This is a genomic window from Xanthomonas chitinilytica, from assembly GCF_026107455.2.
In the GTDB taxonomy this organism is placed as follows: Bacteria; Pseudomonadota; Gammaproteobacteria; order Xanthomonadales; family Xanthomonadaceae; genus Stenotrophomonas; species Stenotrophomonas chitinilytica.
In genome coordinates, this window is record NZ_JAPCHY010000008.1 from 1 (window position 1) to 26,873 (window position 26,873).

A 26,873-nucleotide genomic window follows, 5' to 3' on the forward strand; every position below is an offset into this window, starting at 1 on the left:
GAGCGACCCAAGAAGGTGCTCGGCGGACTGACCCCGAGCGACTACGCCAGCCAGCTGGCATCCGCTACGATTGATCCCGGACTCTAAACCGCCGTGCTACTGAAGGCGGGGGGACGTCGAGCCTGGCAGAAGAATTTCGCCTTACCGTTGCGCCAAGCCTCTGCCGTGCGATTGTTGTGCAGTGCCGCGGTTCCGCAGCGCGAGCATTTGAATGATTTCTGCGGCGGCATGCGTTGCGGAATGAGCTTTGCAACGAGCCCGAGTCCGACAAGAGCAGCGACAGCTACGGCAATGATTATTTCGGGACTCATTGAAGTCTCAGTTTATGCCTAACGCCTGAATTAAGCCGCGCCGCGAAGCGGTGTCGGCTTGAATGAATTGTTAGGCGCTACCTGCCAGTTACACCGAGTCATCGTTGTGCTCTGCCCAAACAGCAGAGGCCTCCCCGTGTGAATCGACTCCTCGGAAGAACGCCTCACCAAGTGCCTGATAATCAGGGATGCCGTCACCTTGCCACTCAACAAACTTGGGGCGATGAACCGCAAATCCATTGGGGGACTCCACATTGCGATATGGAACGGCCATTGTGAGAGTGGCGGCAGGGGAGGAATAGGAGCGGACAATCACGAATAGTGCATCGGTCCGACCGGTAGGCAGAGCTATGTATCCGTCATACACCAACGCAGCGCGGTCAGACTGGTCTGGGTTTGACTCAAGATGCGTCTGAGCTTGAGCAACACCGTCCTCAAGCTGAGCAGTTGCAAAGCGAAGCATGTTACGGCCATTGGCCGCGGACTCCTGAGCCAGCATAGGAACTAAGGGTTCTCCGTCTGACACGCACCAGATACCGTGTGCAGCAAAGAATCCAGCAAGCTCAACTGCACGTTCCATGTAACTCTCCTGTGGCGCCTAACGCCTGAGTTAAGCCGCGCCGCGAAGCGGCGTCGGCTTGGACGAATTGTTAGGGCGCAGACCGACGATTGATGAGCGCACGAGCAATGGCTCCAACAATGCTGCCGGCTGCCATGCCCATAATTAAGCCCATCGTGAGTTTGCCGTAGGCGAAATGCCCAATGGATCCACCTGCCAGAAGCCCCAGGAGAGCTAGCACGCGCCAGACAAGCTGCCCCCGACTCTGCAAGTAAGCAGAGCGTAACTGCGCGGTCGCTGCCACGCTCCGTTGCCGCTCTACCTGCGGTTGCAGCAGCGCGTCCGCAGCGGCTTCGGTTTGCTCCCTTTTCACGCTTGCTACTCCTTTGGCTTCTGCGCCCTAACGCTTGAATTAAGCCGACTTGCGAAGCAAGTTCGGCTTGAATGAATTGTTGGGCGGCAGCCGCATCATTGCACTCCAAGTGGCAAGTCTTGCATAGCCACTAGCCTCAACGCGCTTTTTGCTGCGGAAGAAGGGGCAGCACACTTTGTCTTGAAAACGACCAGTCGCTTCAGGCTATTCATTCCTAGAATGAAATCCCAGTCATGAACCGGGGCGCACGCCTCAATAACAATTCCTTCCACGCTTTCCGGAATTGAGTCGTAGGCAAACACGTCTCTCCCGACATTCTTCAGCTCTATCTCTTTAAGAGACTTTAGTCGTGGCAATTTTCTTAGATTTCTCGCGTAAATGATTTCTAGATCAGTCAGGTGATCCATCTCGCTCATGAAATCAATAGATTCACCGCGAAACCCAACCAGTTCTAGCTTTTCGACACTTTGTGGCAATGGGAATGGATTGGCGTTCTTGGCGATGCCAATCTCATAAAGGTATGCATTTTTCAGAGAAGTCAAGGACTCGAGCCCTGAAGATTTAGGATGCCAGTGGTAGCAAATTGTCTGCAGCGTTTTAAAAATTGAAAATTCTATAGGAATCTTGCGGCCCACTATTCTCAGGAATTTTGCATGGCTGATTGGCGATAGCTTTGAACTAGAGAGTTTTTTTGAAAAATCTACGAACTCGAAATGCTCAACTCCTGTCGCATCTTCAAGAAAGCCCCAGTCCGTAACATCCTCTCCTTGAACGAAAAGCCCCGCCGGCACCCCTTGATCCAAGAGTTGGCGTGCAAAACATGTGGCTTCGCGCTCCCGCCCTGGAAGCACACGAACCAGGTGCTGGTCATGACACCTGAAATCATCAACTCGCAATAGAACCGTCATATGCCGCCTAACACCTAAGTTAAGCCGAGACGCGTAGTGGAACCAAGCACATGGCAAGCTGTATCTGCCATGTGCTTGGTGGAACGAAGCGGCTTCGGCTTGAACGCATTGTTAGGCATCACTACTTGCCAGTGAGATGTCGATTTCCGGATACCGCGCCGCGAATCTGTCTCTATTGATGGCTGGGAGGCGGCTGAGAGACTTGGCAAGTGATGTCCTGATAGAAACATAGTCGCCGGCGAATAGTTGCGCTGCTTTCGCAGCTCCGAGTGTCCGATAGAAGTAAGAGATGATGTCATACGTCTCTCTCGCATCAATGCTTGGCTCAGCTAGCTTTCTGTGATTCTTCTTGACGTACTGGTGCACAGCATCAGTTGCACGCTCATCACCGTATGCTGCAATGGCCCAAAGAGCATACGACTTTGCACGATATGAAGGGTCCAACAACTTCATGGCGTAATACTCAGTTTCCGCCGATCTGGAGATGCGGGCGATGGTTAGCATCGCCGTTGCTTTTATGTCTTGGGACGGATGCGTTGCGAGGGCTTTGAGGGATGGGATTGACCGTGCGGTACCGCAATCGCGTAGTGCCATAACGGACCAATATACGTCCATCTTTGCCTCATTCCTCTCGATCAGATTCGCGAAGAAATCTTCTGACCATGAAAATTCCTTGTGACGCCTGCCGAGTGTCTTGGCAATGTCGCGCTTGTCGCTGGGAGAAATCGAGAATGCCATGGGTGATGCCTAACGCCTGAATTAAGCCGCGCCGCGAAGCGGCGTCGGCTTGAATGAATTGTTAGGCCCTAGCCGACCACCCGCAATGCGAGTGCCGACTGATAGACCTTGCCTGCCAGTGTATCAACGTCCTCCATGCCGGATATCAGCTCAAGGGCTCCACCCGAGCCAATCCTTGTCACTGGTGCATAGTCATTGAAGCTGCCGGCGCCACCGTAAACACACATGGTTGAGCCAGAAAGCTCATTGAGTTGTTGCTGAGTAAATCCGTGAGCCAGCAACTCTCGGGTTGTGGCGAGACAGCTCTCGAAATGCCGCCCCCAGTTGCACAATGGATCAAGAGATAGCATGGCTATGAGCTGCTCCAAGTGCTTCTCAAGGCGGCCCAACTGCTGATGTCTTTCCATAAGCCTAACACCTGAGTTAAGCCGCGCCGCGAAGCGGCGTCGGCTTGAACGAATTGTTAGGGCGAGATTGGCCCATGACCTTGCGAGTTGCAAGTGAAGGCAGGGCCGCCGCAGCTTGACGAGGACGGCCCGTGAGCGCGGCCAGGAACGTTGAGCGCGAGAGTGGGGCTAGCCTTTCACGATGCCCAACATCACAACCGCAAGAAGCTCTGAGATAAGCGCGATTGACCAATTTCAAAGTCTTGCGCCAACTCGACCTAACGCCTGAGTTAAGCCGCGCTGCGATAGCAGCGTCGGCTTGAATGAGTTGTTAGGCAGCGGTGGCCGATGGACTTGCCGCCGGCCAATGCTGCCTGCTTGGAACATCACAACGGCGGCCGATGATGCCACAGCCCGCAAGACGGGCATGCCCGGCGAAGCCTGTCGCGTGGAGCCACCGAAGCCAAATGCAAAGCGAGTGTGGCGAACCTGAAATCAAGGCCGAAGTCGTAAGCTTGCCGATGCTGGGAGGGGCAAAGAACGGTGGCCGGAGCCGACCGGAAAGCAGCCAGTGGATTTGCCGAAGCAGGAACCACCCTGAACTTTGCCCCATTGCGGCCTAACGCCTGAGCTAAGCCGTGCCGCGAAGCGGCGTCGGCTGGAATGAATTGTTAGGTTGGCGGCGCGGCCTGCCCAGATCAACAGCGAACGCTTACATAGTGCTTTGCACACTCGATGCTGTGAAGCGCGCCCATGCCGTTGCGATGTAACTGCAAAGTTGGGTTGGCTTTAGCAACACTTGCTGCAAGCGCCTCAGGGAGCGATCCAGACAAGAAAACTACTGCTTCCGGAGACTTGTAGTTTACGAGCCCGACGGCTTGGATGACTGTTCCATGCTTTGCCACCTCGGCTAGCAAACGTTCTAAGTGAGGGCAAATCCAATGTCCGTACTCCTCATTGCGAAGCCACTGGTAGATTGAGGAATCCATGCTCTGGAGCCTAACGCCTGAAATAAGCCGCGTCGCGAAGCGACGTCGGCTTGATTGAGTTGTTAGGCAGCAATTGGGCCGATACAGGTGACGTGCCTAAACTGCTGCCTGCTTTGAACAGCGTAACGAAGGCCGATGATGCCACAGCCGCCAAGATGAGGCTTGCCCGGTAAGGCTGGAAGCGTGGAACCACCGAAGCCAAGAGCAAACCGAGTGTGGCGAGCGTGACGCCAAGGCCGAAGCCGTGAACTTGCCGATGCTGAGAACGGTAAAGAACGGTGACCGGAGCCGACCGGTAAACAGCCAGCAGATTTGCCGAATCAGGAACCACCACTCAACTTTTACCAATGCGGCCTAACGCCTGAATTAAGCCGCGCCGCGAAGCGGCGTCGGCTTGAATGAATTGTTATGCCTCGCACACTACATGCAGAAGCTTGCTAAATGAGCTCCTTTGCGGCTAGCCGTCGGTAGTGTTCGCCTAGAGCCGTGAGGCGGACCGTTTTACTTTCCATAGCAGCGTGCCACATGTGTGGCGCTCCTTCGGGTGCGACAAGCCCTACATGATTGTATTTCTGAAGGATTTTGAAGATCGCGTTGTGGTCAGGGTCTGGCGCTGGAATGCCTTGAGGGTCTGTGGCCCAAGTTTCATGCCGCTCGGGCTCATACGTCGGATCAAGTTGGAACTGAAATCCAGCGTCTGGGAAAAGCTCTGAAATTCGGCGAAGTTCCGCAAGTTCCAAGGGAGGTTGCACTTTCCGCAAAGAAACGAAACGTTTGACGTTGGTTTTGAAGACAGGCCGTTGCGCCCATGGCCCGAGAGATTGGTCTACGTGTGCATAGACGCCACCTGGCGTCACATCTCCGACTAGGTTTGCAGCAGCACCACCGAGTGCATCGACTAACAGGCTTGTAAAGACACCCGCCCCATCTTCTTCGGTCGCATACTGTTCCGCAGTCGAAGCGGTGAGGATGGTCACTCCATCGCTGATCTCTGCAACCTTCTGCTGCAATGCGCTTCCTCCCGCGACGCCGCTATGACAACTATCGAGAATGATCACGCGATTCTGCATCTTCGATTGGTTGGCCATTGTCATGATCTCGGCCAACGGCACGCCATCATTTCCGGTTTTTACGTCGGAAGAGCAAAGGTAACCACCTGTTGCCTCAATGTGCCCATGCCCGGCAAAGTAGAAGAGTGCAACTTCACCGTCACCAGAAAAAAGGCTTTCAATAGCTTGTCGAAGTTCATCGCGCTCCACCAGATCATTTGGTCCTGTGGCAGTTAAATGCTTCACCCCGAAATTCACCGATCCATCCGCGTGCCGATCAAGCATGGCCTTAACCGCGAACGAATCGTTCACGCACCCATAAAGTGGTGAGACGTTGGCGTAGCTGTCGATACCGACTACGAGTGCTTTGCGCATTAGAGGCTATCAATCCAGGCTGCGATGTTGTCCCAAGTCCAGACCATCGTATTCACGCCGGCAAGATCAGTGCGATCCTCCTTGTAGGCCCAGATGCCACGAATTTTTTTCTTCTCTTCCTTGGCGCATTGAATCTCCCACTTCTGACCGCTGGAGTTGAGGGAGTTCTTGCTGACGATTACGAGTACGCCATCGGAGCGAAGAATGCGGGTTCGCACTTTCTTCTTCCACTCTTCGTCGTAAGCCTCTTTGACCGACATGTCCACGTACTCGAAGGGCGAGTCGGTATGCAAGGACTGTCCTTTGATCATGTTGCGGATGTTCTCATCCTCGATTGCAAAAGCTACGAAGACAACTTTCTTGTCAGCCATGATGAACTCCTGTGATTAGAGGCATAACGCCTGAATTAAGCCGCGCCGCGAAGCGGCGTCGGCTTGAATGAATTGTTAGCCGTCACTTGGATCACTGAGAAAAGTTCTCAAGAATCGAGCGGCGATACTCCCAGCCAGGGTCGTTCATGAACTCGATCTCGACCGGGTAGCGCGGTTGGTCGGAAAGCGCGTCGTTGAACTCAGCCATGAATTGGTTGTAGTCCTGGACGTAGTAGCACAGCTCACTGACGCCACTACCGCGAATGATGTGAACGAGAAAGCTGTTGCCCGCCTCCGTGTTGAGCCCACCGAGCGAATCCTCGAACGTATGGATGGCAGATAGAGCTTCTGCGTCAGGTAGACCCTCATCCGAGTAGCTCCACTCAATCACTACTGCTACAGGATACTGAGCGGAATCCACGTTTTCGGGGAACGATTCCCGGATCTGCCAAAGCTTTGGGCCATCTCCTTCATCATTGGTCTCGTACATCACCCAATCTTGACGTTCGTCTTCCATCAGTCCTCCATGATGTGTGTTGTGACGGCTAACGCCTATTCGGTATCAAAATGGGGTGTAACCCCGGTGCGTAGCGCGGAACCTTTGGCTAATGCCTGTGGGAAATCCCTACATGCATCAACGGGTTCCGCGGCTTCTGGTGTGTAACGCCGGTGCCTAATCATGCCGTCGTATCCCCGGCGACTTCGGTGCGACGGTATCACCGGGATAATCGGGCAACAAGCGTCCTCGCGGAGGGTGGGATTCTGTCCGGTCACGCCAATGGCTCGAGCGCGCGCGTGGCCGCAACCGCACAACGAGAATGAGGCATGCGTTGGCCGGACCCGCGGCTTCATCCGCGATGCGTCATCCGTTTGCGCCTCGCCTGCCGGCGCATGTGCCGGGTCAGAACCGGCCCGGCGTTCGAGGGTGCGGCATGGTTTCAGCGCAGCAGTAGAACCTCATCCTCCGTTACCCTAGCTCGGTCGTCATATCGGACGTTTCGTCGCGTGTCGCTGGTAGACATGCGTTCGTCGTGGGAGCGTTGGAGCCGGGAATGAATGATGGAGGGATGGCATGGTTCCGGGAGCGCGTTGGAAAGGGGCATGGCTGGGAGCTGCTGCGCTCGCATGCCTGCTGTCGGCGACATCGTTGATGGCATCCGGGCTGCCGTGCGGGGTGGGAAGCTACCGCCTGGACGATGGCCGCGCGCTCGATATCGGACCCGGTAGCGAGGGCAAGCTGCGTTGGCGTACTGCCGATGGGCGCAGCGGTGCGCTGTCGCCCGCAGGTGGGGATGCATGGGCCAGCACGCTGGGTTGGACCGAACGGCCGGATGGTCACCGCATCATCTTCGACGATTGCGGGCGGGGCGGTATCCGCTTCGACGACACCGCCGGCCATCGCGTGCCGCTGGTGGAGATCGATACGCGCTTCCAAGGCAGTGGCGTCACCCTGGCCGGTCGGCTGACCTTGCCGGCGGGCGATGCCCAGGTGCCGGTCGTGGTGCTGGTGCATGGTGCCGAGCGCGACTCCGCGTTGCAGCGCTATTCGTTGCAGCGCGAGTTCGCCAACGCCGGCATCGGCGTGTTCGCGTATGACAAGCGTGGCACGGGAGCGTCGGGCGGCCGCTATACGCAGGACTACCTGACGCTTGCGATCGACGCGATCCACGCCGCGCGCGAAGCCCGGCGTCTGGCAGGTGCACGTGCGGGGCGCATCGGCTACCAGGGCGGCAGCCAGGGCGGCTGGGTCGCGCCGCTGGCGGCGCGCATCGAGCCGGTGGATTTCGTGGTCGCCAGCTTCGGGCTGGCGGTGTCGCCGCTGGAGGAGGATCGCGAGGCGATCGCGTTCGACATGGCGCGCGGCGGCTTCGGCGCGGATGCCGTCGCCGGCGCGATGGAGATCGCCGACGCTACCGCGACACTGATCGAGAGCGACTTCACCGAGGGTTACGCGCAACTGGAAGCGGTGAAGGCCAGGTATCGCGATGCTCCGTGGTATCCGGCGGTGCGCGGAAACTTCACCTGGTACCTGCTGGCAACCGATCCGGACACCATCCGCAAGGAAGCACCGGGGCTGGTGCGCGGCGTGCCCGCGCATTACGACCCGATGCCGGTACTGGAAGCGCTCGACATCCCGCAGCTGTGGCTATTCGGCGGCCAGGATCGCGACGCGCCTCCGGGCGAAACGCTGCGCCGCCTGGCTGCGTTGCAGCGCGACGGCAGGCCGATCGTCACCGCCGTCTTCGCCGACGCCGATCACGGCATGTACGAATTCGAAACTGCCGCCAACGGCGAGCGTGTTTCCACGCGTCAGCCCGACGGGTACTTCCGGCTGATGGCCGATTTCATCCTCGGCCGTTCGCTGCAGCCTCGCTACGGAACGGCGGCGCCCTCCATCCCGGGCAACTGACGAGGGATGTCGGAAGGATCGGCTTCCTGGAACGAAGGTCAGCGACGGTACGGGCGGGCATGGGTTCGCGATGCCCAGGTCGCCAGATCGTCCCGGCTGCCCATCCCTGGATCTGCCGGGAGCGGACACGCACGGCCTGGCGTTTGGGCAGGCCGGCCAGATGGCGGGTGGATGCTTCAGGCGCATCCGGGAGAACCGAGGCTGGAACGCATTGGGTGCAACGCTCCCGGTGCCGGAAGCCGCGCCAGGGACAGGAGCCGCAACAAGGCTCCCGCTTCGGCCTGGTTGTTTATGGGTAGCCGGGCCAACAGCGCTCCCGCAGGCGGGCATTCCTTTCGACCTTTCCTGCTGTCGGCGCCGGGTACCGCTCCCGGTAAACCGCCCGGAGCGCCCCGCCGGATCGGGCACGGATCCCGATTGCGTTGCCACATGGCTTCGCGCAAGCTCTGGGCTCCTTGAACCACGATTGCCGCCATGCAAGACAACATCATCCAGATCATGCCCGCCACCGGCTGGGTTGCCGTGTTCGAAGAGGACGGAGAGGAAAGTGCGCACGCCGTGGTGTGCTTCGCGGTCGTGGAAAGTTCCATGAAGCGGGAGGTGCGGGCGATGGTCGCCGACGGCAGGCAGATCAGCTTCGCCGACAGCCTGCCGAACTTCGTGCGTGTGGAGGAACTGGACACGTTCGAGGACGACGAGGAGGGCGAGGATGAGGAGGAAGAAGAGGGCGAGGACGAGGAGTAGTTTCCGGTAATCGGATACCGCCGTCGGCGGCGGTTTCCTGCCTGACGCTTCCGGCGTTTTCGGGATCGGCCGGTTCGGACTCGCATCCCGGACATGGGGATCGACACCCGTGCCCGGCGCGGGTATCAACGGGGCGTGCGCGGATCGGGCTTGGCAGCTGGAGCGGGGAGCCCGTGTTGAAGGCATCGGCGAGGTTCCTGGCCCCGGCAGTGTTGCTGCCGCGGTCGGCCGCGGCGCCTGCCGGCGATGCGACGGTGACCGGGTAGGGCGTGTCGTCGCTGCTGGATGAGGTGGTCGCGGCGGTTCGTCGTCGCGATGCCAATGCCGTGTTGGCCGGTTTCACGCCCGGCGCGAAGATGGCGATCCTGGCGCCGGCACGGCCGGGAGGTAGCCAACGGCTGTCGTTCGCCCAGTACCGGTCGATGTTGTTGGGAAACCGGTGCGACCTGTCGGGTTCGCGCCATGACGTGAGTGACAAGGCTGCCCGGCACCGCGTGGTCCGATGCGGCGCCTGTCGTGATCGCGCGCAAGCAGCGGCAGGACTCGAACGGCGATCGGTCCGTCGGTGAGTGGGGTCGCCCGATAACGCCATCGGCGTTGTCGCGTTCCCGTGTTCGCTGACATGGAACACACAGGCGTGGCCGGTATTCTTCCGGCATGTCCGACACGGCGGCCCCGTCTCCCCGCAAGCCTGCGCCGCGCGACTACGCGCCGGTGTTGCGCAGCGTCCTCGGGTTCATCGCCTTGGCCTTGGTCGTGGCCGCTGCCGTCTGGTGGGCCTGGCAGCAGCCGTTCATGGCACGCGTACGCATGGGCTGGGAACTGGCGCGCATGCCCGTTCCCGAGGCCCTCTCCGTGCCGGTGGAAGGCGTGCATGCGCGGCAGGTCGCCGATACGTTCGGCGCACCGCGCGGGCGCGACCGCAGTCATCAGGGCGTGGACATCTTCGCCGCACGCGGCACGCCGGTCGTCTCGGCCACGGCCGGAATCGTATCGTCCGTGCGCGAGGGAGGGCTCGGCGGCCGGCAGGTATGGGTGATCGGACCGGCACGGCAACGGCACTACTATGCCCATCTCGATGACTGGGCTCCCGGGCTCGCCGTCGGGGACATCGTGTGGCCCGGCGACGCGCTGGGCAAGGTGGGCGACAGCGGGAACGCGCGCGGTACGCCACCGCACCTGCATTACGGCATCTATGGCGAGGACGGCGCCATCGATCCATTGCCGCTTCTCCAGGCCGGTGCGGTGCGCGATGGGACGCGGGACGCAGGAGGTGGGCGGGTGCTTCCGCTGCATTGAGGGCGCGGGGAAGCGCTGCTCCGTCGATAGCGCAAGGCGAATGCGATGGCAGCCGTGCACGGCTGCGGCGGCATTCATCCATCCACGCTCGTGCGAGGCACCGGCCCAGGTGCTTGGGTGCCTGCGATTCCGGGCGCCTTTGCGGTCGTTCGAAACGCGATGCCGCAGCGGGATCCGTCACCGCCGCCGGGGGGGCGGGTGCGTGAAGGAGAACAGCAGGCATCAGCTGTCGATGGGCCGGGTGCAAGGTGGCCGGGCATCGGCTGCATTCACGCCGGAAGCTGCGGCGCAGCGATGCCGCGGCATTGTCTGATCCGCGCATGTGTGACCTGCGCACATGGAACTTGCGGGCACGGATCTTCTACGATCCGGTGAATTCTCCGACGAGTGCGAGGGGCGATATGGGAACTGCGATTGCACGTGCACAGGCGACGGTGCTGCTCTGCCTGCTGGGGCTGGTGGCATGTTCGAGGCCGCCAGTAGCGGAGGACAGCGCACCGGCGGCGGCAGGTGACGAGGGGAGCACGTCGGCGGAACAGGTGTCGGGAACCGCGGCACCGGGCGCCGAAGCTGTCGCCGGGGCCGCTACCCGCGCCTGCATGATCACCGGCGCCTTCCAGGTGATGGGCCAGACCATCCGTTCGCGCGATTGCATGCAGACCACCCGCGAGGTTCCGGAACAGGACCTGGTCCGTGCCTGCGAAGGCCTGGCCCAGACCTCGGCGCAGATGGGCGGCAAGGCCGGCGACATCGCCTACCTGGATGCCTGCCCGTTACCGGCGCAGGGCAGTTGCAGGAACCTGGCCGGCAAGGGCATCGACGGCTTCTACTACGAACGCAGCGCGGACGACCTGGTCTCGCTGCCGCAGAGCTGCGCCCTCTCGGGAGGCACCTGGGTACCTGCGGGCTGAGCGGACGGCCCGGCCTGCGGACGCCCGGGGCGATGGCGGCCGATGCCGGTCGCGTTGCGTTCCTGCGGCGCCGGCCGTTGTGGGCATGGGGTTCCCGGTGCCGTCCTGCTGCATGCAGGACGGCAACACACGCCTGGCCGAAGGCGCGACGGTCGCCACCGGAAGACCGCCGCCATCGCGGTGAGGTTTCCCGTCGGCCTCCGGCGCCGTCTTTCGCAGGCCGTGCCTCACCGCCTCCGGGTGGCGGTGAGGTCCCTGCCCGCTGCGGTTTCCCGATATCGGCCGACGGCTTTCCGGCCGTGCCGTTGCCGGCGCCCGAACCCGGCATCGGGAAGTGCGGTGGTTACTCGGTGACCAGCGTGGACCGGGTGAGGCTGCTGAGCGAATAGTTGGCACCGCCGTCGGATGTTTCCTGGAAGGTGATGTCGATTTCGTCGGTCCCGTTGGTGCACTGGAACACCCAGGTTTCGCTCCAGTGTCGGGCCCCCATCTGGCCCACCGGCATATCGCGCACGTAGGGAAAAATCGCGATGAGTTCCTGGCAGCCGTCGTTCTTCAGGAAGGCGAATGCAGACGGCATCACGTCGCTCTGCAGCTGTTCGCTGGCGAAGGTGCCTTCCTGCGCGACGCCCTCGGGGACGGGTTTGCCCTGTGGCGACTGTGCGCTGGCCGGAAATGCCACGGTGGACAGCACGGCAGCCAGCAACATGGCGGGCAACGGTTTGATCATCTTTGTCTCCTTCTTCCCTGGATGGATGCATGCAAGAGGCGGCCGGATCGAGGCGGGTTGCCCGGTCCATGGCAACGCAGCCCCATTGTGCGGGACCCCGGTGGCGAAAGCCGGGGTCGATACCCCATTCCGGCATGCTTTCGCGACCGGTGGCGGACGCGGTCGCCGTTGGCGATGGATCGGCCGATGCGCCGCCCGTGCGCGGCCGGCCCGGTGGCCGGCATGTATTATCATCCCACGACCTTTTGCCGGGAATCTTCCGCGATGACACTTCGATTGCTCGCCTTGCTCATGCTGTGCCTGCCGCACCTGGGCCAGGCGGAGCCCGTGTTCGACGTCCACGTCCATATCCGCGGCGGCGAGCAGGAAGTGCGCAAGTACCTGGAGCAGGCGGAGGCGGCGAAGCTGGAGCTGGCCGGCTTCGGCGCGATCTTCATGGCCGAGCGCGGCAAGCCCGCGCATACGCGCGAGAAGAACGACGAGCTGCTGGCGCTGGCGCGGCAGCATCCGGGCCTGCTGCCGGTCGGCTCGGTGCATCCGTACGACGGGCAGGCCGCGGCCGACGAGCTGGCGCGGGTGGCCGGCCTGGGCATGAAGGTGGTCAAGCTGCATCCGCATACCCAGCAGTTCGACGCCGCCGATCCGCGCGTGCTGGAGGTCTGCCGGCAGGCCGGCCAGCTGGGGCTGGCGGTGCTGTTCGACAACGCCAACATCCTGCCCGGCGACAGCGAGAAGCTGTTCAACCTGGCGCTGCAGGCGCACGGCACGCAGTTCGTGTTCACCCACCTGGGCGGCATGAATTTCCGCTTCTGGAACATCCTGCCGCTGGCGCGCACCGCCGAGGGCCTGCTCGGCAACAACATCAACTTCGACATCTCCGCGGTGATGGTGCTGATGGCCGGTTCGCCGATAGAGGAGGAGTTCGTCTGGACCCTGCGCAACGTCGGGATCGACCACATCCTGCTCGGCTCGGATTTCCCGCAGTTCACCCTGCCGCAGGCCGTGGCCGCGCTGGAGAAACTGGACCTGAGCGACGAGGAAAAGGCCAGGATCCGCTACGGCAACGCCCGGCGGTTGTTCGGTCTGTAAATCCGCCAGGCGGCCGCCGGCCATACCCCCGCGGCAAGGCGCGGGTGCGGCGTTTTTTCCGTGTGGAATGCATGCATCGGCTTGAAACCGGCCGCGATCTCCCCGATATTCGATCACTTGTAGAGATGAATGTAAGGGAGGCTCATGGAAGCCAACACCACTGGATGGGTCCAGTGCATGAAGTGCAATGCGGTGTACGAGCCCGCGATCAAGGTGCTCGAACGGGTCTGCCCGGAATGTCTGTCGATCAGGACGGCGCCGGTGGAACAAGACCAGCGCACCGTCGTCAACGCCGGTTGAGACCCCGTCTCTTCCGGCCATGTCCGAGGGCCAGGCGATCGCCTGGCCTTTTCTTTGGGCGATTCCCGGGTGGGGTGCGGGGGCGGGCGATCCGTGGGGAGAGAGGCCGCAGCCGATGGTGAAGAGCAGCATGGTGGCGGCACGCCCCGGCATGGCAAGCGGTGCCATCCGAGGGCGGGCGCCTGGCCCGGGATGGCATCGCCAGTGCACTTGATTCAAGTCAATTGAGAATCATTTGCATTTGTGTAGAATGCGCGCCGTCGGCTGCTTCGCTCCGGGCAGCCCGCCCTTCCCCACATCGCAGCAGGTCGGCTTCGTGTCCACGATTCGCCTTTCCGGCGCGTTCGCGCCCGCTCCATCGTTCCTTGCTCTGGCCCTTGTCCTGGCCCAGCCGTTCGCGGCCGCTGCCCAGGAGGCCACGCCCGTCCCCGATGGATCGGCCGAAGGCGGGGTGACGGAACTGGATGCGGTGCGCGTCAACGCCTACCGCACCACGTCCCATACCTCCGGCGCGACCAAGACCGATACCGCCATCGCCGAGACCGCGCAGTCGGTATCGGTGATCGCGCGCGAGGAACTGGATGCCCGCGGCGTGCAGAACCTCAACGAGGCCATGCGCTACGTCGCCGGCGTCGCGCTGGAAAGCAGCGGCATCGACAACCGCGTCGACGATTTCCGCATCCGCGGCTTCGATGCCGGCAGCTGGTCGAACAACGTCACCATCGACGGCATGCGCGCGCCGCAGGGCAGCCAGTGGAACCGCACCATGGTCGACAGCTGGAACCTGGACCGGGTGGAAGTGCTCAAGGGGCCGTCGGCGGTGATGTACGGGCAGGTGGCTCCCGGCGGCATGGTCAACCAGGTCAGCAAGACCCCGACCCCGGACCAGGAGCAGATCCTGCGCGTGGGCATCGACGGCAACGGCCAGTACAGCACTGCGTTCGACGTCGGCGCCGGCACCGGCGGCAACCGCCATCTGCTCCGCCTGGTGGGCCTGTACCGCGACGGCGGCACGCAGATCGACCACACCGACCAGCAGCACTGGTTCCTGGCGCCCAGCTACACCTTCCAGATCGCGGACAGGACCCGGTTGACGCTGCTGGGCCTGTACCAGAAGGACGACGGCGGCTCGACCTACCAGTTCCTGCCGATGGACGGCACCCTGGTCGCCACCCCGTATGGCCGCATGAAGAACACCACCTTCATCGGCGAGCCGGGCTGGAACGCCTACGACCGCACCCTCTGGACCGCCGGCTGGCTGTTCGAGCACGGTTTCAACGAACGTTGGACGCTGAGCCAGAGCGCCCGCCACACCGATGTCGAGTCGGTATTCCGTACCGTGGTCACGGGCGCGCCGCTGAACGCCGACGGCCGCACCCAGGCGCGCCGCGCCACCTGGGGCGAAGGCGATTCCAGGGGCGAGACCGTGGATACCCGCCTGACCGGCAGGTTCGGCACCGGCATCGCCGAACACACGCTGTTGTTCGGCGTCGACTGGCAGAAGGCCGACTGGACCGGAGCCCGCGGCGCGATGGCCAACCCGGCCGACATCGACATCTTCAACCCGGTGCATACCGGCTATGTGCCGGTCACCACCGGCATCTCCTACTCCGGCGGCGTCAATCGCCAGACCGGTGTCTACCTGCAGGACCAGATCGCCCTGGACAAGTGGCGCCTGACCTTCGGCGGCCGCTACGACTGGACCCGCGACGATACCTTCACCCGCAGCTACAACGCGGTGAGCGGCGTCCATGGCCCGGTGGTGCCGACCCTGGTCGAGAACGAGGCGTTCACCGGCAACGCCGGCCTGCTGTACGTGGCCGACAGCGGCCTGACCCCCTACATCAGCTATGCCGAGTCGTTCCAGCCCGCGGGCACCAACAGCGACATGAGCTACACGCAGTCGCCGTTCGACCCGGTGACCGGCAAGCAGTGGGAGGGCGGCGTGAAGTACCAGCCGGCGACGTTCGACGGCCTGCTCAGCCTCTCGGTCTACGACCTGCGCCAGCAGAACATCCTCACCGACGATCCCGACGCCACCCACGATACCTGCGGTAACTTCGGCAGCAGCCAGTGCCAGATCCAGAACGGCGAAGGCCGCGTGCGCGGCGTGGAGCTGGAAGGGCGCATCACCCCGCTGGACGGCTTCAGCGTGATCGGTGCGGCCAGCTGGATGGATTCGGAAGTCACCCGCGGCACCGATGGTTATGCCGGCAAGCAGCTGACGATGGTGCCCGACTGGACCGCCGCGCTGTGGGCCGACTACACCTTCCGGGTGGGCGCGCTGGAAGGCCTGAGCCTGGCTGCCGGCGTGCGCTACAACGGCAAGAGCTATGGCGACAGCGGCAACCTGTACCTGATCCCGTCCTACACGCTGTGGGATGCGGCGGTCCGTTACGACGCCGGCCGGCATGGCGCGGTGGCCACGCAGTTCGCGCTCAACGTCAGCAACCTGGCCGACAAGACCTTCGTGTCGACCTGCAGCACCCGGCAGTCCTGCTACTACGGCACCGGCCGCACCGTCACCGCCACGGCGCGTTTCAGCTGGTGACCGTCTTGCGCCGCCGGTGAAGCCCGGCTGGCGCTTTCCGTGGAAAGGCACTCCACCGGTCGGTGCCGCACCATGGGCCTGCTGCCGGGCATCGCTGCCACCGCGTCATGCATCGCGGCGGCGTTGCTGCCGTACGTCGCCTCGCCGCGGCGGTCGTTGCGTGCCGGTGGGCCCTGGCCGACGCGGCGCGGATGGTGGCCGTGCGCGCGGCCCATGCTGCTCTCGCAGGCGCCGGTCGAAGCGGTATCGGCATGCATGGCGGGCGCTGCCGTGCTGGCCGGGCCGCTGGCCCCGTTGCTGGCGGCCTGGCGCGCCGCGTTCCCCTGCCGCGGCGCCCATTCAGGCCATGATTGCGGGCGATCGTCCGGCCGCCGTTTCCGATGGTTTCCGTTGGCGGGTCGATGGATGCGTCAAGCTCTTTCCCGGTGCACGGATCCTGAAGGGGCGATCCTGGTTCTCGAGGCCGCGCCACGAACAGCCGCATCGCGAATCGATGTCCACGGACAGCCTGCCTGCCTTCACCCGGAATCCGTTCTGCCGGGTCTAAGATCCGGGCTGGTGTTCCGCGCCCACCAGGGCGGACGACAGCCACGCAAGGATTCCGGGCGACACGGATGCTCGCGGAATCCGGGCGGGGCAGCGCATGGGAGGATACCGTCGTGACAGCAAACGTTCGTGGGATGAATCCAGCCGCCGAACCGTCCGGAACCGGCTGCCAGGAATGTCTGGCCGCGGGTACCTGGTGGTTCCATCTGCGGCGTTGTGCCGAATGCGGCCACATCGGGTGCTGCGACAGCTCTCCCCACCAGCATGCGCGCAAGCATTTCCTCGCCACCGGGCATCCGATCATCAGAAGCTTCGAGCCGGGTGAGACCTGGTTCTGGAACTTCGAGACCAACGCCCAGGTCGGGGGCGAGCCGCTGGCGCCGCCCCAGGCGCATCCGCAGGACCAGCCGGCGCCCGGCCCGGCCGGACGCGTTCCCGCGAACTGGCAGTCGCTGCTGAACCAGTAGCGAGGATCGTCATGGGCCACGCGTGCTTTGCCGAGGACATGCCATGACCCGCGACAGGTCTTCCTCCGATTCGTGGCCGGCGCTTTCCTACCCGGCCTTCGAACCCACGCGATACCTTCTGCACATGGCGCTTCAGGCCGTCGGCAAGCTCAAGCTGGCGGAGCCATTCCAGGCGCAATGGGCCGAGATGCCGCTGTGGCTCAGCGCCAGCGGCCTGACCACCGGTCCGATTCCATACGGCGGCGGCGTCTACGAGGTCCGCATGGACTTCATGTCGCACGAGGTGCAGTGGCTCACGAGCTCGGGGGCGGCGGGACGGTTGCCGCTGGCTCCGACGTCCGTCGCCACGTTCGTCGACAGTCTGCTTGGCCAGCTTCGCCATGCCGGCATCGACGCCGCCATCAACCCGATGCCCCAGGAAGTGCCCAACCCCATCCCGTTCGACGAGGACACGCAGCAGCGCCCGTACGATCGCGACCTGGTCGATGCATGGTGGCGCATCCTGCTCGACAGCCAACGCGTCCTGCGGGTCTTCCAGGGCCGGTTCACCGGCAAGACCCAGCCCATCGGCCTGATGTGGGGGACGTTCGACATTCGCGCGGCCTTCTACAGCGGCAAGCCCGCGTCGCCTGCCGCAAACAGCGGCTTCATCCGTCGCAATGCGATGAATGCGGAGTTGATGGAGATGGGATGGTGGCCGGGCGATCCCTCCTGTCCCAAGCCCGCGTTCTATGCGTTCACCTATCCCCAACCGGCGGGGATCGAGAACGCGAAGGTGGACCCTGGCGCCGCACGCTGGGACGCCGCCATGGGCGAGTTCCTGCTCGACTACGACGACCTGCGCCAGTCCCGCCATCCCGATGGCGACCTGCTTGCCTTTCTCGAATCCACCTACAACGCCGGCGCGGTGGCGGCGGGTTGGGATTCCGGACTGCTGGGAAGCGGCCGTCCGGAGTGATTCTCCGCCCCCGCCGCCGGCCCGCACCGCGGGCGTCTGGCCGGATCTCCGGAGGCGCTTCGTGGTTTCCGCAGTAGCCGGGGTGGAGCGTTCGCCAATCCGCCTCGGGAGCCCATCGAGCGCGCGCAGTCCTGTGCTGCCTTCCGCTCCGCCCAATGGCGGCCGGCCTGTTCCGGTCAGAACGGCACGCCGTCGAGCCGGCCCATCCTGCCGCTGAGGAAGTCGCGTTTGGCCTGCACGATGCGCTCCGGCGTGTCCATCACGAAGGGACCATCGAAGATCAGTTCGCCTTCGACCCGCTCGCCGCCCAGCAACGCGATGGTGGCCGGCTGCCCGGCCGCGGCCTGCAGCGCGATCCGCGAGCCGGGACCGAACAGCGCCAGCGTGCCCGCTCCCAGCGCTTCGCCGGCCGCTCCCAGGGCCTCGCCCTCCAGTACGTAGAAGCCGAGCTCGTCGGCCTCGACGTCCAGTTCGATCCGGGCACCGGGTTCCAGCTGGACATGCGCAAACACCGTCGGGGTCGCGTTGCGCATCGGCCCGGTGGTGTCGTCGACCTTGCCCGCGATGACGCGGACGCGGGCGCCCGGCCGGCGGATCTCCGGGATGTCGGCGGCGCGGAACGACGCGTAGTCCGGCTCGGCGAACTTCATGGACGGCGGCAGGCTGGTCCACAACTGCAGGCCGTGGCGTCCGCCGATCGGCTGTTCCGCATGCAGCATGCCGCGCCCGGCGCGGATCCATTGCGCGTCGCCGGGACCGAGGCGGTCGCGGAAACCGGCGCTGTCGCGGTGCTCCACGCCCCCATCGAGCAGATAGCTGATCACCTCGATGCCGGCATGCGGGTGCGGCCTGTCGCCGATGCCGCGCCGGCTCTGGTGCCGGTAGTGATCGAGGAACACGAACGGTCCGAGCGATGGGCGATCGTTCACGGGCAGGGCGCGCCACAACCGCATGTCGCCGTCGTCGACGACGCGATCCGAGGGAACGACCGTTTCGATTCCGCGTTGGTTCATGGCAGGGCTCCCGCTACGACGGATCGGACCCAAGACTGGCACGCTCGCGGCCGCCGTGGCCCGGCTTCGCGGCTGGGCAGGCGGACCCGAGCGCACTGGCGCAGGCTACGTGCCGAGTTCCAGCACCGGCGCGAAGCCGCCATAGATCATGCGCTTGCCGTCGAACGGCATCGGAGTGTCCGCCGGGTCCATGCGCGGATCCTCCATTATTTTCTTCATGCCGGCGTCGCGGGTGGCCTTGTCGGGCCATTCGATCCACGAGAACACCACCGCTTCCTCCCCCGTGGCCTGCACCGCGCGGAAGAAATCGGTCTGCTGGCCGTGCGGCACGTCGTCCCCCCAGCACTCGAGCACGCGCAGCGCGCCGTACTCGAGGAACACCGGGTCGAGGGTGCGTGCGTGTTCGATGAACTTCTCCTTGTTGGCGTTGGGAACGGCCAGCACGAAACCGTCGATGTACGACATGGGATGCCTCCAGGCGCTTGCCATGGCGCCGGAACGGGCGCCTTCAAGTTGACGACGAATGGAAGGGGCGGAAATCGACAGGCGCCGGCGATCATGAGCGTACGGGCGTAACCGGGGCGTGACCCCGCCGGCACGCGGGCACGGCCGTTGCCGTTGCGGAGGCGCCATCCGTGCTGCAATGGACGCCCCTTGCAGGAGATCGGCGATGAACCCGTTCACCGCATTCATGTCGCTGTCGATGACGGCCATTCCGGCCGCGGACGCCGGCGCCATCAGGTTGCAACCCGCCGGCAGCACCGCTTCCGCGGCCGGGCCTGCGGACTACTTCAGCGGTCGCGTGCGCATCGATGCGCCGTTCCAGACCGAGCCGCCAGCCCGGGTCGGCGGTGCCACCGTTACCTTCGAGCCGGGCGCGCGCACGGCCTGGCACACCCACCCGCTGGGGCAGACGCTGATCGTCACCGCCGGCCACGGTCGGGTGCAGGAATGGGGCAGGCCGGCGCGGGACATCCGCCCCGGCGACATCGTCTGGATCCCGCCGGGCATCAAGCACTGGCATGGCGCCACGGCGGAAACGGCGATGACCCACATCGCCATCGCCGAAGCGCTGGACGGCTCGCCGGTGACCTGGCTGGAACACGTCAGCGAGGCGCAGTACCGCGGCGGATGAGCGCTGGCGTCGTCGCCGGCGCGCGGCCGGACGACGCCGGCGGACAGTCATTCGCCCTGGTACTGCTTCTCTTCCACCAGCGCCGAGCCGGCGAGGCGGTTGATCTCGTTCTTGACCGCCACGCGCTCGCCGTTGGTGCCGTACACGCCGCGGGCCAGGGCGATGAAGCCGTCGTCGAAGGCCTGCGCCGCTTCGCGCGCGCGCAGGCCGTCCTGGATGTCCCACATGCGTTCGTTGATCGCCTTGAGCCGGTCCTTCAACGCGGCCAGCGCCGGGCGTGCGGTGCGCTGCTGTTCCCACAGCGGCCACAGGCCGTCCAGTTCGGTGCGGATGTTGGCCAGCTTGGCGGCGTCGGCGATGCGTTCGGCCTTGATTTCCAGGATGGTGATCTTGTCGATCAGCTCGCCGATCGATACCGGAGTCAGGATCGTTTGCACGCGGGGACACCAGGGAAGAGGGGACGCCATGATAGCGCCGGCGGCTATGCGGGCCGATGCGGGCAGCCAGCGCCCGCGCGCGGAACGGCGGCCGGCGATGCCGCGATGGCAACGCCGGCACGCTTGCCGGAAGATGACGGGGCCCTCCATACCCGGGATCGTCCATGACGCCGCGCATCTCCATCGTCCTGCTGTTGTCGCTGGCGCTGCCGTCCGTGGCCGCGGAACGGACGCACACGGCGCTGGAAGGCGCCTGGCAACTGCAGTCCGGCGAGTACGTCGGAGAGGACGGTGTCGCGGTCGACTACGCGAGCCTGCAGCTGGCCGGCACCAAGCTGCTGGCCGATGGCCATTTCGCCTTCACCACGACCAGCCGGGGGCGGTTCTGGGCAGGCGGCTCGGGCACCTACGCCAGCGACGCGGCGACCTATACCGAGACCCCGCGCATGGCCTCCTACCCGCTGGAGGGCGATGGCCGCTACAGCTTCCGCTACACGCTGCAGGGCGATACCTGGACGCTGGAGCGCTGGGACGGCGATCGCCGGGTCGAGCGCGAGGTCTGGCGGCGGGCGCTGGCGGAGCCGCGACAGGCGGCGGGCGATACGGAACCGCCGCGGCCGGCCAGCGGCGGCTGAAACGGCGCGGCGCGCTCAGCCGTTGCCGCGCAGGCGCAGCGCCAGGCCCTTGAGGAAGTTGCGCAGCAGCTGGTCGCCGCAGGCGCGGTAGTTCTTGTGGCCGGGCTGGCGGAACAGCGCCGACAGCTCGGGCTTGGACACCGGGAAGCCGGCGCTTTCGAAGATCTCGTGCATGTCCACGTCCTTGAGCTGGAACGCGACCCGCAGCTTCTTCAGCACCAGGTTGTTGTTGATGCGCTTCTCCACCGGCCGCGGCGGCATCGACTCGTCGCGGCCGCGGTAGTGGAAGATCAGCCCGTCGAGGAAGTGCGCCAGCACCGGGTCCGGGCATTCGACGAACAGCGGTTCGTCGTCCTTGCGCAGGAAATCGTGCACCTGCGCCGGATCGACGGCGAACGCGGGATCGGCCAGGTGGATGGTATCGACGATCATGCCGTCGCTGAGGTCGAGGGTGTAGCGGATGCTGCGCAGGACATCGTTGTTGATCATTGCCACTCCGGAAAACCGCCGGGCGGGTGGCCTGGCCGGCGTCCATTCTAGCGCCGGGCGTCGCCGTGGCCGTCTAGAATGGCCGTCCTCCCGCCTGTCGGCCGCCGCCATGCACATCCCCGGAGGCGCGGCGCCGGGCGTCGGCGCCGCATCGCCGCCTTCCGCCGCCGGCCCGCGCGGGCCGGGGTGCCCGGGTCCCTCGCCATGAGCCTGCGCGCCATCCTCCACCTGTTCCTGCATGCCGCGGTACCGGCGTTGCTGGCGTGGCTGTTCTGGCGCAGGGATTTCGGCCGGGCGTGGCTGCTGATGCTGCTGGGCTGGCTGATCGACCTGGACCACCTGCTGGCCGACCCGGTCTATGCGCCCGATCGCTGCAGCATCGGCTTCCATCCGCTGCACACCGCGCCGGCCATCGCGCTGTACGCCGGATTGACGCTGCCCAGGCGCACCCGCCTGTTCGGCATCGGCCTGCTGCTGCACATCGTGCTGGATGCCATCGACTGCGCGTGGATGCGTTGTTGCGGCTGAGCGCGGCGCAGACGAAAAGCGCGCCGGACGGCGCGCTCGGGAGCATCGCTGGAACCGCGGCCTACCAGCCGTAGGGCGGCACCGGCCCGCGGTAGCCCGGTCCGGGCCCGAAGTAGCCCGGGCCCTTGCCCTGGCTGACGTCGATGTTGACGTCCACGCGCCGGGTCTCGCCCTCGTCGTTGGTGTAGTTCTTGCCCAGGTTGATGCTGGCCGCGCTCCAGTGGCTGTTGCCGTAGCGCTTGGAGTAGCCGATGCCGGTGCTCACGCTGCCGTGGACCTGCAGCTTGTCGTCCACCACCGTGGCGCGTGCGTCTTCCGCGTCGGTCAGCCGGCGGCCGCTGTGGTCGCCGTAGAAGGTGCCGGGCGGGTCGGCCTGGTAGGCCGGGTCGCCCAGGTAGCGGATCGGCTCCTGCGGCACGCTCAGGTCCAGCGCGGCGGGGTCGGTGGTCGGGGCGTCCTGCGCCGGGGCGATGGCCGGTGCCATCAGGCAGGCCAGGATCAGGGGGATGCGGATCATCGGACGACGGACTCCCGGGGCAGGCGGTGCGACACGGCAGGATGCAGCAACGGCAACCCTAGCAGCCGCGGCTTGAATGATGCCTGTCGCCGGCCGCGGCGGCCATCGCGGGCGCATCAGCCGGCGCGCTCGAACGAGAACAGCCGCGCCAGCGGGTGGCGGCGCTTCTCGATGCCGGCGCGCAGCAGCCCGGCGCCGATCATCGAATAGGTGATGCCGTTGCCGCCGTAGGCCATGGCGAAATGCAGGCGCGGCCCCCATTGCCGGTGCGGGCCGAAGAATGGCAGCCCGTCGGCGGTCTCGGCGAAGGTGCCGGCCCAGCTGAAGGCCGGTTGCAGCGGCAGCTGCGGCCACAGCCGCTGCACCTTGCGCAGCAGCGAGCGCGCCTTCTTCTCCACGCGCGCGTCGCGGCGGGCGGGGATGTCCACCGAGTCGTCGTCGCCGCCGACCAGCAGGCGGCCGTCGCCGGTGCTGCGCAGGTACAGGTACGGTCGCGCCGATTCCCACAGCATCGTGTCGCGCAGCGATCCGAGCGCGGCATCGTCGATGGGATCGGTGATGAAGGCGTAGCTGCTGCGGTTGCGCGCCACCCGCTGGCGCAGCCATTGCTGGCCGGCATAGCCGGTGGCCATCACCACGTGGCCGGCGCGGATGCGCTGGCCGCTGCCGGTGGTGACGGTGACGGCGCGGGTGCCAGGCTCGATGTCCTGCACCGAGGTGCGGTCGAACACCCGCGCGCCCTGCCGTTGCAGCCGCGCCAGCAGCCGATAGGCCAGCCGGTACGGATCCACCCGCGCCGCCTGCCGGCTGAGGATGGCCGCCGGCGCATCGAAGCCGTAGCCGGCGCGGATCTCTTCCGGCTCCAGCCAGCGCACCTGGAAGCCGTGCCGGTGGCGCAGCTCGAATTCGTCCCTCAGGTCGCCGCGATGGCGCCGTCGGCTGGCGTAGTACAGGCTCCGCATCGGCTTGAAGTCGACGTCGCGGAACGGTCGTGCCAGCGCCTGCAGCGCGGGGATGGCCGCCGCGCAGGCGCGATAGGCGAGCACCGCGTCGTCCTCGCCGTAGCGCTTGGCCAGGTCCACCATGTGGGTGTCGATCTCGTACTGCAGCAGCGCGGTACTGGCGGCGGTGCTGCCCCAGCCGATGTCGCGCTGCTCGACCACCACGACGTCGTGGCCGTGGCGGCCCAGTTCGTCGGCGATCAGCGCGGCGGTGATGCCGCCGCCGACCACCAGCACGTCGCAGCGCAGGTCCTCGCGCACGCAGGGGAAGGCGTGCATCAGGCCGTTCTTGATGGCCCAGAACGGGTAGCCGCTCTTCAGGTCCATGCGCTGCATCCTGTCGCCGGCCGCGCTGCACGCGTGCTCATGCGGTCGGCTTGCCGGTGTGCGGCGTGTGGATCAATCCGGCCAGGTCGAAGCCCTGCTGCACGGCACAGGCGAGGTAATGCCGCTGCACCATTTCGTCCAGCTGCGGTTGCCGCGCCAGCAGCCACAGGTGCTGGCGGTCCGGGCTGCCGACCAGCGCCACGCTGTAGCCCGCGTCCACCTGGATCACCCAGTAGTCGCCCTTGGTGAAGGGAATCCAGCGCAGGCCCTGGGGCAGGAAACTCACTTCCAGCCGGGCGTTGTCGCCATCCACCGGCGTGGCTTCGCCGACCGACTCCTGCAGCCCGCCGTGGTCGCGGCAGCGGTTGCGGATCTGCACCGTGCCGTCGTCCTGCCGCGTGTAGGTGGCGCTGACGTCGGTGCAGCCGGCCGGCTCGTGGCGCATCGGCAGGCGTGCGATCTCGTACCAGGTGCCCAGGTAGCGCGGCAGGTCGAGCGAGGCGACGGTGGTGAGGGGAGTGGGGGCGGTCATGGCGGGACTCCGGGGTGCCAGCGGGATGCGCGAACCGACCGCGCCTGGGTCAGGTATAGGGCGTGGCGGGTGAAGTGCCCGTGCTCGGCACCGGCCCGGCATGGCGGGATGCACTGTTGCCCGTGTCCCGGGAATCGCTGGCCGGATAGCGGCGTATCCTGTCCGCCGGTGTCGGCCAGCGCCGGCACCGCTCCGGCCGGCGGGATTCCCCGGACCGGACATGCCTGTACGGCGGCACCGCGCGGCTGCCGCTGTCGCCGAGATCCTCCATGCCTCCTGCTTCCCGCACTCCCACGCCGCCTTCGCCGTTGTCGCCGTCGCAGGTGCTGCACAACCTGCTGGCGCTGCGGCGCCTGCCGCGACCGCGCTGGCCGTTCGCGTTGCGTGCCGGCGTGTGCATCGCCCTGCCGATCCTGGTGGGTTGGCTGGTCGGCGACACCACCGCCGGGTTGATGGCCGCCACCGGTGGCTTCACCGCGTTGTACGGCAGCGGCCGGCCGTATCCCACGCGGGCGGCGGAACTGGCGGTGGTGGCGCTGGGTTTCGCGCTCGCGGTGGGCATCGGCAACTGGGTGGCGGATACCTCCTGGGCGGTGGTGCCGACCATGGCGGCGATCGCGATGGTCGCCACCTGGCTGTGCAACGCGCTGCGGGTGGGGCCGCCGGGGGCCTACATGTTCATGCTGGCCTGCGCCGCGGGGACGGCGATGCCGGCTCCGCACATCGGCCCTGCCCACGCCGGGCTGCTGGTGCTGGCGGCGGGCGCCTTCGCCTGGCTGGTGCACATGGCCGGTGCGCTGTTCCGGCCGCGCGGGCCGGAGAAGGCGGCGGTGGCGGGAGCCGCCGGGGCGGTGGTCGGCTATGTCGAAGCGACGGCAACCCCGGCCGAGGCCGACGCGCGCCAGCAGGCGGCGATGGCCTTGCACGATGCCTGGCAGGCGCTGGTCAGCTTCCAGCCGATGAACGCCCGGCCGGACGGCCTGCTGGCGCGGCTGCGCGGCCTCAACCGCGAACTGCACCTGCTGCTGGCCGAGGTGATGGCCGCGCGTGGCCGCGATGCCCCCTTGCCGGAAGGCACCCTGCAGCGTGCGCGGACGCTGGCGGCGCAGGTCGGGGCGCCGCCGCCGGCCGGTCGCCAGGATGCGATTCCGCTTGGCCATCCCGGCGCGCTGGCGGCGGTGGCCGAAGCGCTGCGGCCGCGTTCGATGTCGCTGCTGGTGATCGGCCGCGTCGGTGTCGCCGCGCTGCTGGCCGGCGGCATCGGCGCCGCGTTCGAACTGCAGCGTGCGTACTGGGCGGTGGCCGCGGCGGTGCTGATGCTGCACCAGGGCATGGACTGGCTGCGCATGGTGCAGCGTAGCGTCGAGCGGCTGCTCGGCACCTGGGCCGGGTTGCTGCTGGCCGGCGCGGTGCTGTGGTTCCAGCCGTCGGGGCTGGGCCTGGTGCTGGTGGTGGTGGCGCTGCAGTTCACCATCGAGATGCTGGTGATGCGCAACTACGCGCTGGCGGTGGTGTTCATCACCGCAGCGGCATTGACCCTGGCGTCGGGCGGACACCCGGTGCCGGACCTGGGCGGCTACCTGCTGGCGCGCGGCGTGGACACGGCGGTGGGCTGCGCGGTGGCGCTGGTGGTGTACCAGCTGATGGCGCCGCGCGCGGCCGCGGCGTTGATTCCCGAGCAGTTGCTGCGCACCGTGGACAGCCTGCGGCAGGTGCTGCCGTACCTGGCCGCCGGCGAGCCGGCCAGCGACGCGGCGCGGTTGGCGCGGCGCGACCTGATGCACCGCACCTTCGCACTGTCCAAGGCGTACGACGCGGCGATGGTGGCCGGGCGCGAGCAGCGCGAGGCCGCCGAGTGGCTGTGGCCGACCATCGCCGCCTGCCAGCGGCTGTCCTACCGGGTGCTGTCCACCAGCTGGGCGCTGGAGCGCATCGGTGGCGACGCCGCGGTGGATGCCGCGCATTCGATGTTCGGCGACGACGGCCTGGCGCGGCTGCAGGGCGCGCTGGACAGCGCCACGCGCGCGCTGCGCGACGGCTATCCACCGGTGCCCGGCGCGCGCCTGCCCTCGTTCCTGGCCGAGGAAATGCGGCAGCTGCTGGAGTGCCTGCAGCGGGAAACCGGCTGATTGCAGCCGGCCGCCGCTGCCGCCGCGCCGGTACGCCGCAGCTGCGCTGCGTCAAGGAAAGTGGGC

Annotated in this window: 30 protein-coding genes; 14 read left to right on the forward strand and 16 right to left on the reverse strand. The window is 65.7% G+C overall.

Annotated features, from left to right (window positions below; all coding sequences use genetic code 11):
- Positions 1–399: 399 nt before the first annotated feature.
- From OK345_RS09915 to OK345_RS09945, 7 genes are all read right to left on the reverse strand, one after another.
- Positions 400–891, reverse strand: coding sequence for a hypothetical protein (locus OK345_RS09915; RefSeq protein ID WP_265127813.1), 492 nt, complete (start codon positions 889–891; stop codon positions 400–402).
- Positions 892–1,338: 447 nt separating this feature from the next.
- The gene (locus tag OK345_RS09920; RefSeq protein WP_265127814.1) at positions 1,339–2,151 is read right to left on the reverse strand and encodes a hypothetical protein; all 813 of its coding nucleotides are present in this window, start codon (positions 2,149–2,151) and stop codon (positions 1,339–1,341) included.
- Between the two features lie 111 nt (positions 2,152–2,262).
- Positions 2,263–2,889: a HEAT repeat domain-containing protein gene (locus OK345_RS09925; RefSeq protein WP_156810419.1), complete on the reverse strand. Its 627-nt coding sequence runs from the start codon at positions 2,887–2,889 to the stop codon at positions 2,263–2,265.
- Positions 2,890–2,957: 68 nt separating this feature from the next.
- Positions 2,958–3,296 (reverse strand): DUF6966 domain-containing protein, encoded by a 339-nt coding sequence (locus OK345_RS09930; protein ID WP_265127815.1) that lies wholly within the window; start codon positions 3,294–3,296, stop codon positions 2,958–2,960.
- Positions 3,297–4,701: 1,405 nt separating this feature from the next.
- On the reverse strand, positions 4,702–5,688 hold the full coding sequence (locus tag OK345_RS09935) for a caspase family protein (protein ID WP_265127816.1): 987 nt from the start codon (positions 5,686–5,688) through the stop codon (positions 4,702–4,704).
- Positions 5,688–6,059, reverse strand: coding sequence for a TIR domain-containing protein (locus OK345_RS09940; RefSeq protein ID WP_265127817.1), 372 nt, complete (start codon positions 6,057–6,059; stop codon positions 5,688–5,690). The genes OK345_RS09935 and OK345_RS09940 overlap by 1 nt, the downstream gene beginning before the upstream one ends.
- Positions 6,060–6,150: 91 nt before the next feature.
- Positions 6,151–6,576: a DUF695 domain-containing protein gene (locus OK345_RS09945; RefSeq protein WP_265127818.1), complete on the reverse strand. Its 426-nt coding sequence runs from the start codon at positions 6,574–6,576 to the stop codon at positions 6,151–6,153.
- Between the two features lie 633 nt (positions 6,577–7,209).
- Between OK345_RS09945 and OK345_RS09950 the strand changes: the two genes are divergently transcribed.
- The 5 genes from OK345_RS09950 (at position 7,210) to OK345_RS09970 (ending at position 11,423) form a co-directional block, all read left to right on the forward strand.
- Complete coding sequence (locus tag OK345_RS09950; protein WP_265127819.1) at positions 7,210–8,469, forward strand: alpha/beta hydrolase family protein; 1,260 nt, start codon at positions 7,210–7,212, stop codon at positions 8,467–8,469.
- Positions 8,470–8,943: 474 nt separating this feature from the next.
- Positions 8,944–9,213, forward strand: a complete 270-nt coding sequence (locus OK345_RS09955; RefSeq protein ID WP_265127820.1) for a hypothetical protein — start codon at positions 8,944–8,946, stop codon at positions 9,211–9,213.
- A 269-nt stretch (positions 9,214–9,482) separates the two neighbouring features.
- Positions 9,483–9,782, forward strand: a complete 300-nt coding sequence (locus OK345_RS09960; protein ID WP_265127821.1) for a hypothetical protein — start codon at positions 9,483–9,485, stop codon at positions 9,780–9,782.
- Between the two features lie 88 nt (positions 9,783–9,870).
- A complete protein-coding gene (locus tag OK345_RS09965) occupies positions 9,871–10,512 on the forward strand; it encodes a M23 family metallopeptidase (RefSeq protein ID WP_265127822.1) in 642 nt (213 codons plus the stop codon).
- 599 nt (positions 10,513–11,111) lie between these two features.
- The gene (locus OK345_RS09970) at positions 11,112–11,423 is read left to right on the forward strand and encodes a hypothetical protein (RefSeq protein WP_265127823.1); all 312 of its coding nucleotides are present in this window, start codon (positions 11,112–11,114) and stop codon (positions 11,421–11,423) included.
- Between the two features lie 343 nt (positions 11,424–11,766).
- Here OK345_RS09970 and OK345_RS09975 read toward each other — a convergent pair whose 3' ends face one another.
- Positions 11,767–12,153 carry a hypothetical protein gene (locus OK345_RS09975; protein WP_265127824.1) on the reverse strand — a complete coding sequence of 129 codons (387 nt, stop codon included), beginning with the start codon at positions 12,151–12,153 and terminating at the stop codon, positions 11,767–11,769.
- 264 nt (positions 12,154–12,417) lie between these two features.
- Here OK345_RS09975 and OK345_RS09980 point away from each other — a divergent pair, with 264 nt between their 5' ends.
- The 3 genes from OK345_RS09980 to OK345_RS09990 all read left to right on the forward strand — a co-directional run bounded on the left by OK345_RS09980 (position 12,418) and on the right by OK345_RS09990 (position 16,093).
- Complete coding sequence (locus tag OK345_RS09980; protein WP_265127825.1) at positions 12,418–13,242, forward strand: amidohydrolase family protein; 825 nt, start codon at positions 12,418–12,420, stop codon at positions 13,240–13,242.
- Positions 13,243–13,386: 144 nt separating this feature from the next.
- Complete coding sequence (locus tag OK345_RS09985; RefSeq protein WP_265127826.1) at positions 13,387–13,542, forward strand: hypothetical protein; 156 nt, start codon at positions 13,387–13,389, stop codon at positions 13,540–13,542.
- A 316-nt stretch (positions 13,543–13,858) separates the two neighbouring features.
- Positions 13,859–16,093 (forward strand): TonB-dependent siderophore receptor, encoded by a 2,235-nt coding sequence (locus OK345_RS09990; protein ID WP_265127827.1) that lies wholly within the window; start codon positions 13,859–13,861, stop codon positions 16,091–16,093.
- On the opposite strand, the gene OK345_RS09995 is transcribed toward OK345_RS09990, so the two are convergent.
- Positions 16,045–16,350 (reverse strand): hypothetical protein, encoded by a 306-nt coding sequence (locus tag OK345_RS09995; RefSeq protein WP_265127828.1) that lies wholly within the window; start codon positions 16,348–16,350, stop codon positions 16,045–16,047. The genes OK345_RS09990 and OK345_RS09995 overlap by 49 nt on opposite strands.
- A 423-nt stretch (positions 16,351–16,773) precedes the next feature.
- Here OK345_RS09995 and OK345_RS10000 point away from each other — a divergent pair, with 423 nt between their 5' ends.
- Together OK345_RS10000 and OK345_RS10005 are read left to right on the forward strand one after the other, a co-directional pair.
- Entirely contained in the window at positions 16,774–17,106 is a 333-nt protein-coding gene (locus OK345_RS10000; protein WP_265127829.1) for a UBP-type zinc finger domain-containing protein, read from the forward strand.
- A gap of 43 nt (positions 17,107–17,149) precedes the next feature.
- The gene (locus OK345_RS10005) at positions 17,150–18,064 is read left to right on the forward strand and encodes a DUF5996 family protein (RefSeq protein WP_265127830.1); all 915 of its coding nucleotides are present in this window, start codon (positions 17,150–17,152) and stop codon (positions 18,062–18,064) included.
- A gap of 176 nt (positions 18,065–18,240) precedes the next feature.
- Here OK345_RS10005 and OK345_RS10010 read toward each other — a convergent pair whose 3' ends face one another.
- Entirely contained in the window at positions 18,241–19,077 is an 837-nt protein-coding gene (locus OK345_RS10010; RefSeq protein ID WP_265127831.1) for a pirin family protein, read from the reverse strand.
- Positions 19,078–19,182: 105 nt separating this feature from the next.
- Entirely contained in the window at positions 19,183–19,542 is a 360-nt protein-coding gene (locus OK345_RS10015; protein ID WP_265127832.1) for a DUF1428 domain-containing protein, read from the reverse strand.
- Positions 19,543–19,747: 205 nt separating this feature from the next.
- Here OK345_RS10015 and OK345_RS10020 point away from each other — a divergent pair, with 205 nt between their 5' ends.
- Entirely contained in the window at positions 19,748–20,212 is a 465-nt protein-coding gene (locus OK345_RS10020; protein WP_265127833.1) for a (R)-mandelonitrile lyase, read from the forward strand.
- A gap of 47 nt (positions 20,213–20,259) precedes the next feature.
- On the opposite strand, the gene OK345_RS10025 is transcribed toward OK345_RS10020, so the two are convergent.
- Positions 20,260–20,649, reverse strand: a complete 390-nt coding sequence (locus tag OK345_RS10025) for a DUF6165 family protein (protein ID WP_265127834.1) — start codon at positions 20,647–20,649, stop codon at positions 20,260–20,262.
- A 164-nt stretch (positions 20,650–20,813) separates the two neighbouring features.
- On the opposite strand from OK345_RS10025, the gene OK345_RS10030 reads away from it, so the two are divergent.
- On the forward strand, positions 20,814–21,284 hold the full coding sequence (locus tag OK345_RS10030; RefSeq protein WP_265127835.1) for a hypothetical protein: 471 nt from the start codon (positions 20,814–20,816) through the stop codon (positions 21,282–21,284).
- Positions 21,285–21,299: 15 nt separating this feature from the next.
- Here the strand turns inward: OK345_RS10030 and OK345_RS10035 are convergent, their stop codons facing one another.
- On the reverse strand, positions 21,300–21,773 hold the full coding sequence (locus tag OK345_RS10035) for a YehS family protein (RefSeq protein WP_265127836.1): 474 nt from the start codon (positions 21,771–21,773) through the stop codon (positions 21,300–21,302).
- 204 nt (positions 21,774–21,977) lie between these two features.
- Here OK345_RS10035 and OK345_RS10040 point away from each other — a divergent pair, with 204 nt between their 5' ends.
- The gene (locus OK345_RS10040) at positions 21,978–22,301 is read left to right on the forward strand and encodes a DUF6122 family protein (protein ID WP_265127837.1); all 324 of its coding nucleotides are present in this window, start codon (positions 21,978–21,980) and stop codon (positions 22,299–22,301) included.
- A 61-nt stretch (positions 22,302–22,362) separates the two neighbouring features.
- Here OK345_RS10040 and OK345_RS10045 read toward each other — a convergent pair whose 3' ends face one another.
- From OK345_RS10045 to OK345_RS10055, 3 genes are all read right to left on the reverse strand, one after another.
- Positions 22,363–22,818 (reverse strand): hypothetical protein, encoded by a 456-nt coding sequence (locus OK345_RS10045; protein WP_265127838.1) that lies wholly within the window; start codon positions 22,816–22,818, stop codon positions 22,363–22,365.
- A gap of 116 nt (positions 22,819–22,934) precedes the next feature.
- Entirely contained in the window at positions 22,935–24,146 is a 1,212-nt protein-coding gene (locus OK345_RS10050; RefSeq protein ID WP_265127839.1) for an NAD(P)/FAD-dependent oxidoreductase, read from the reverse strand.
- 37 nt (positions 24,147–24,183) lie between these two features.
- Positions 24,184–24,678, reverse strand: a complete 495-nt coding sequence (locus tag OK345_RS10055; RefSeq protein WP_265127840.1) for a lipocalin family protein — start codon at positions 24,676–24,678, stop codon at positions 24,184–24,186.
- Positions 24,679–24,947: 269 nt separating this feature from the next.
- Here OK345_RS10055 and OK345_RS10060 point away from each other — a divergent pair, with 269 nt between their 5' ends.
- Positions 24,948–26,807 carry an FUSC family protein gene (locus OK345_RS10060; protein ID WP_265127841.1) on the forward strand — a complete coding sequence of 620 codons (1,860 nt, stop codon included), beginning with the start codon at positions 24,948–24,950 and terminating at the stop codon, positions 26,805–26,807.
- The last annotated feature ends 66 nt before the right edge of the window (positions 26,808–26,873 follow it).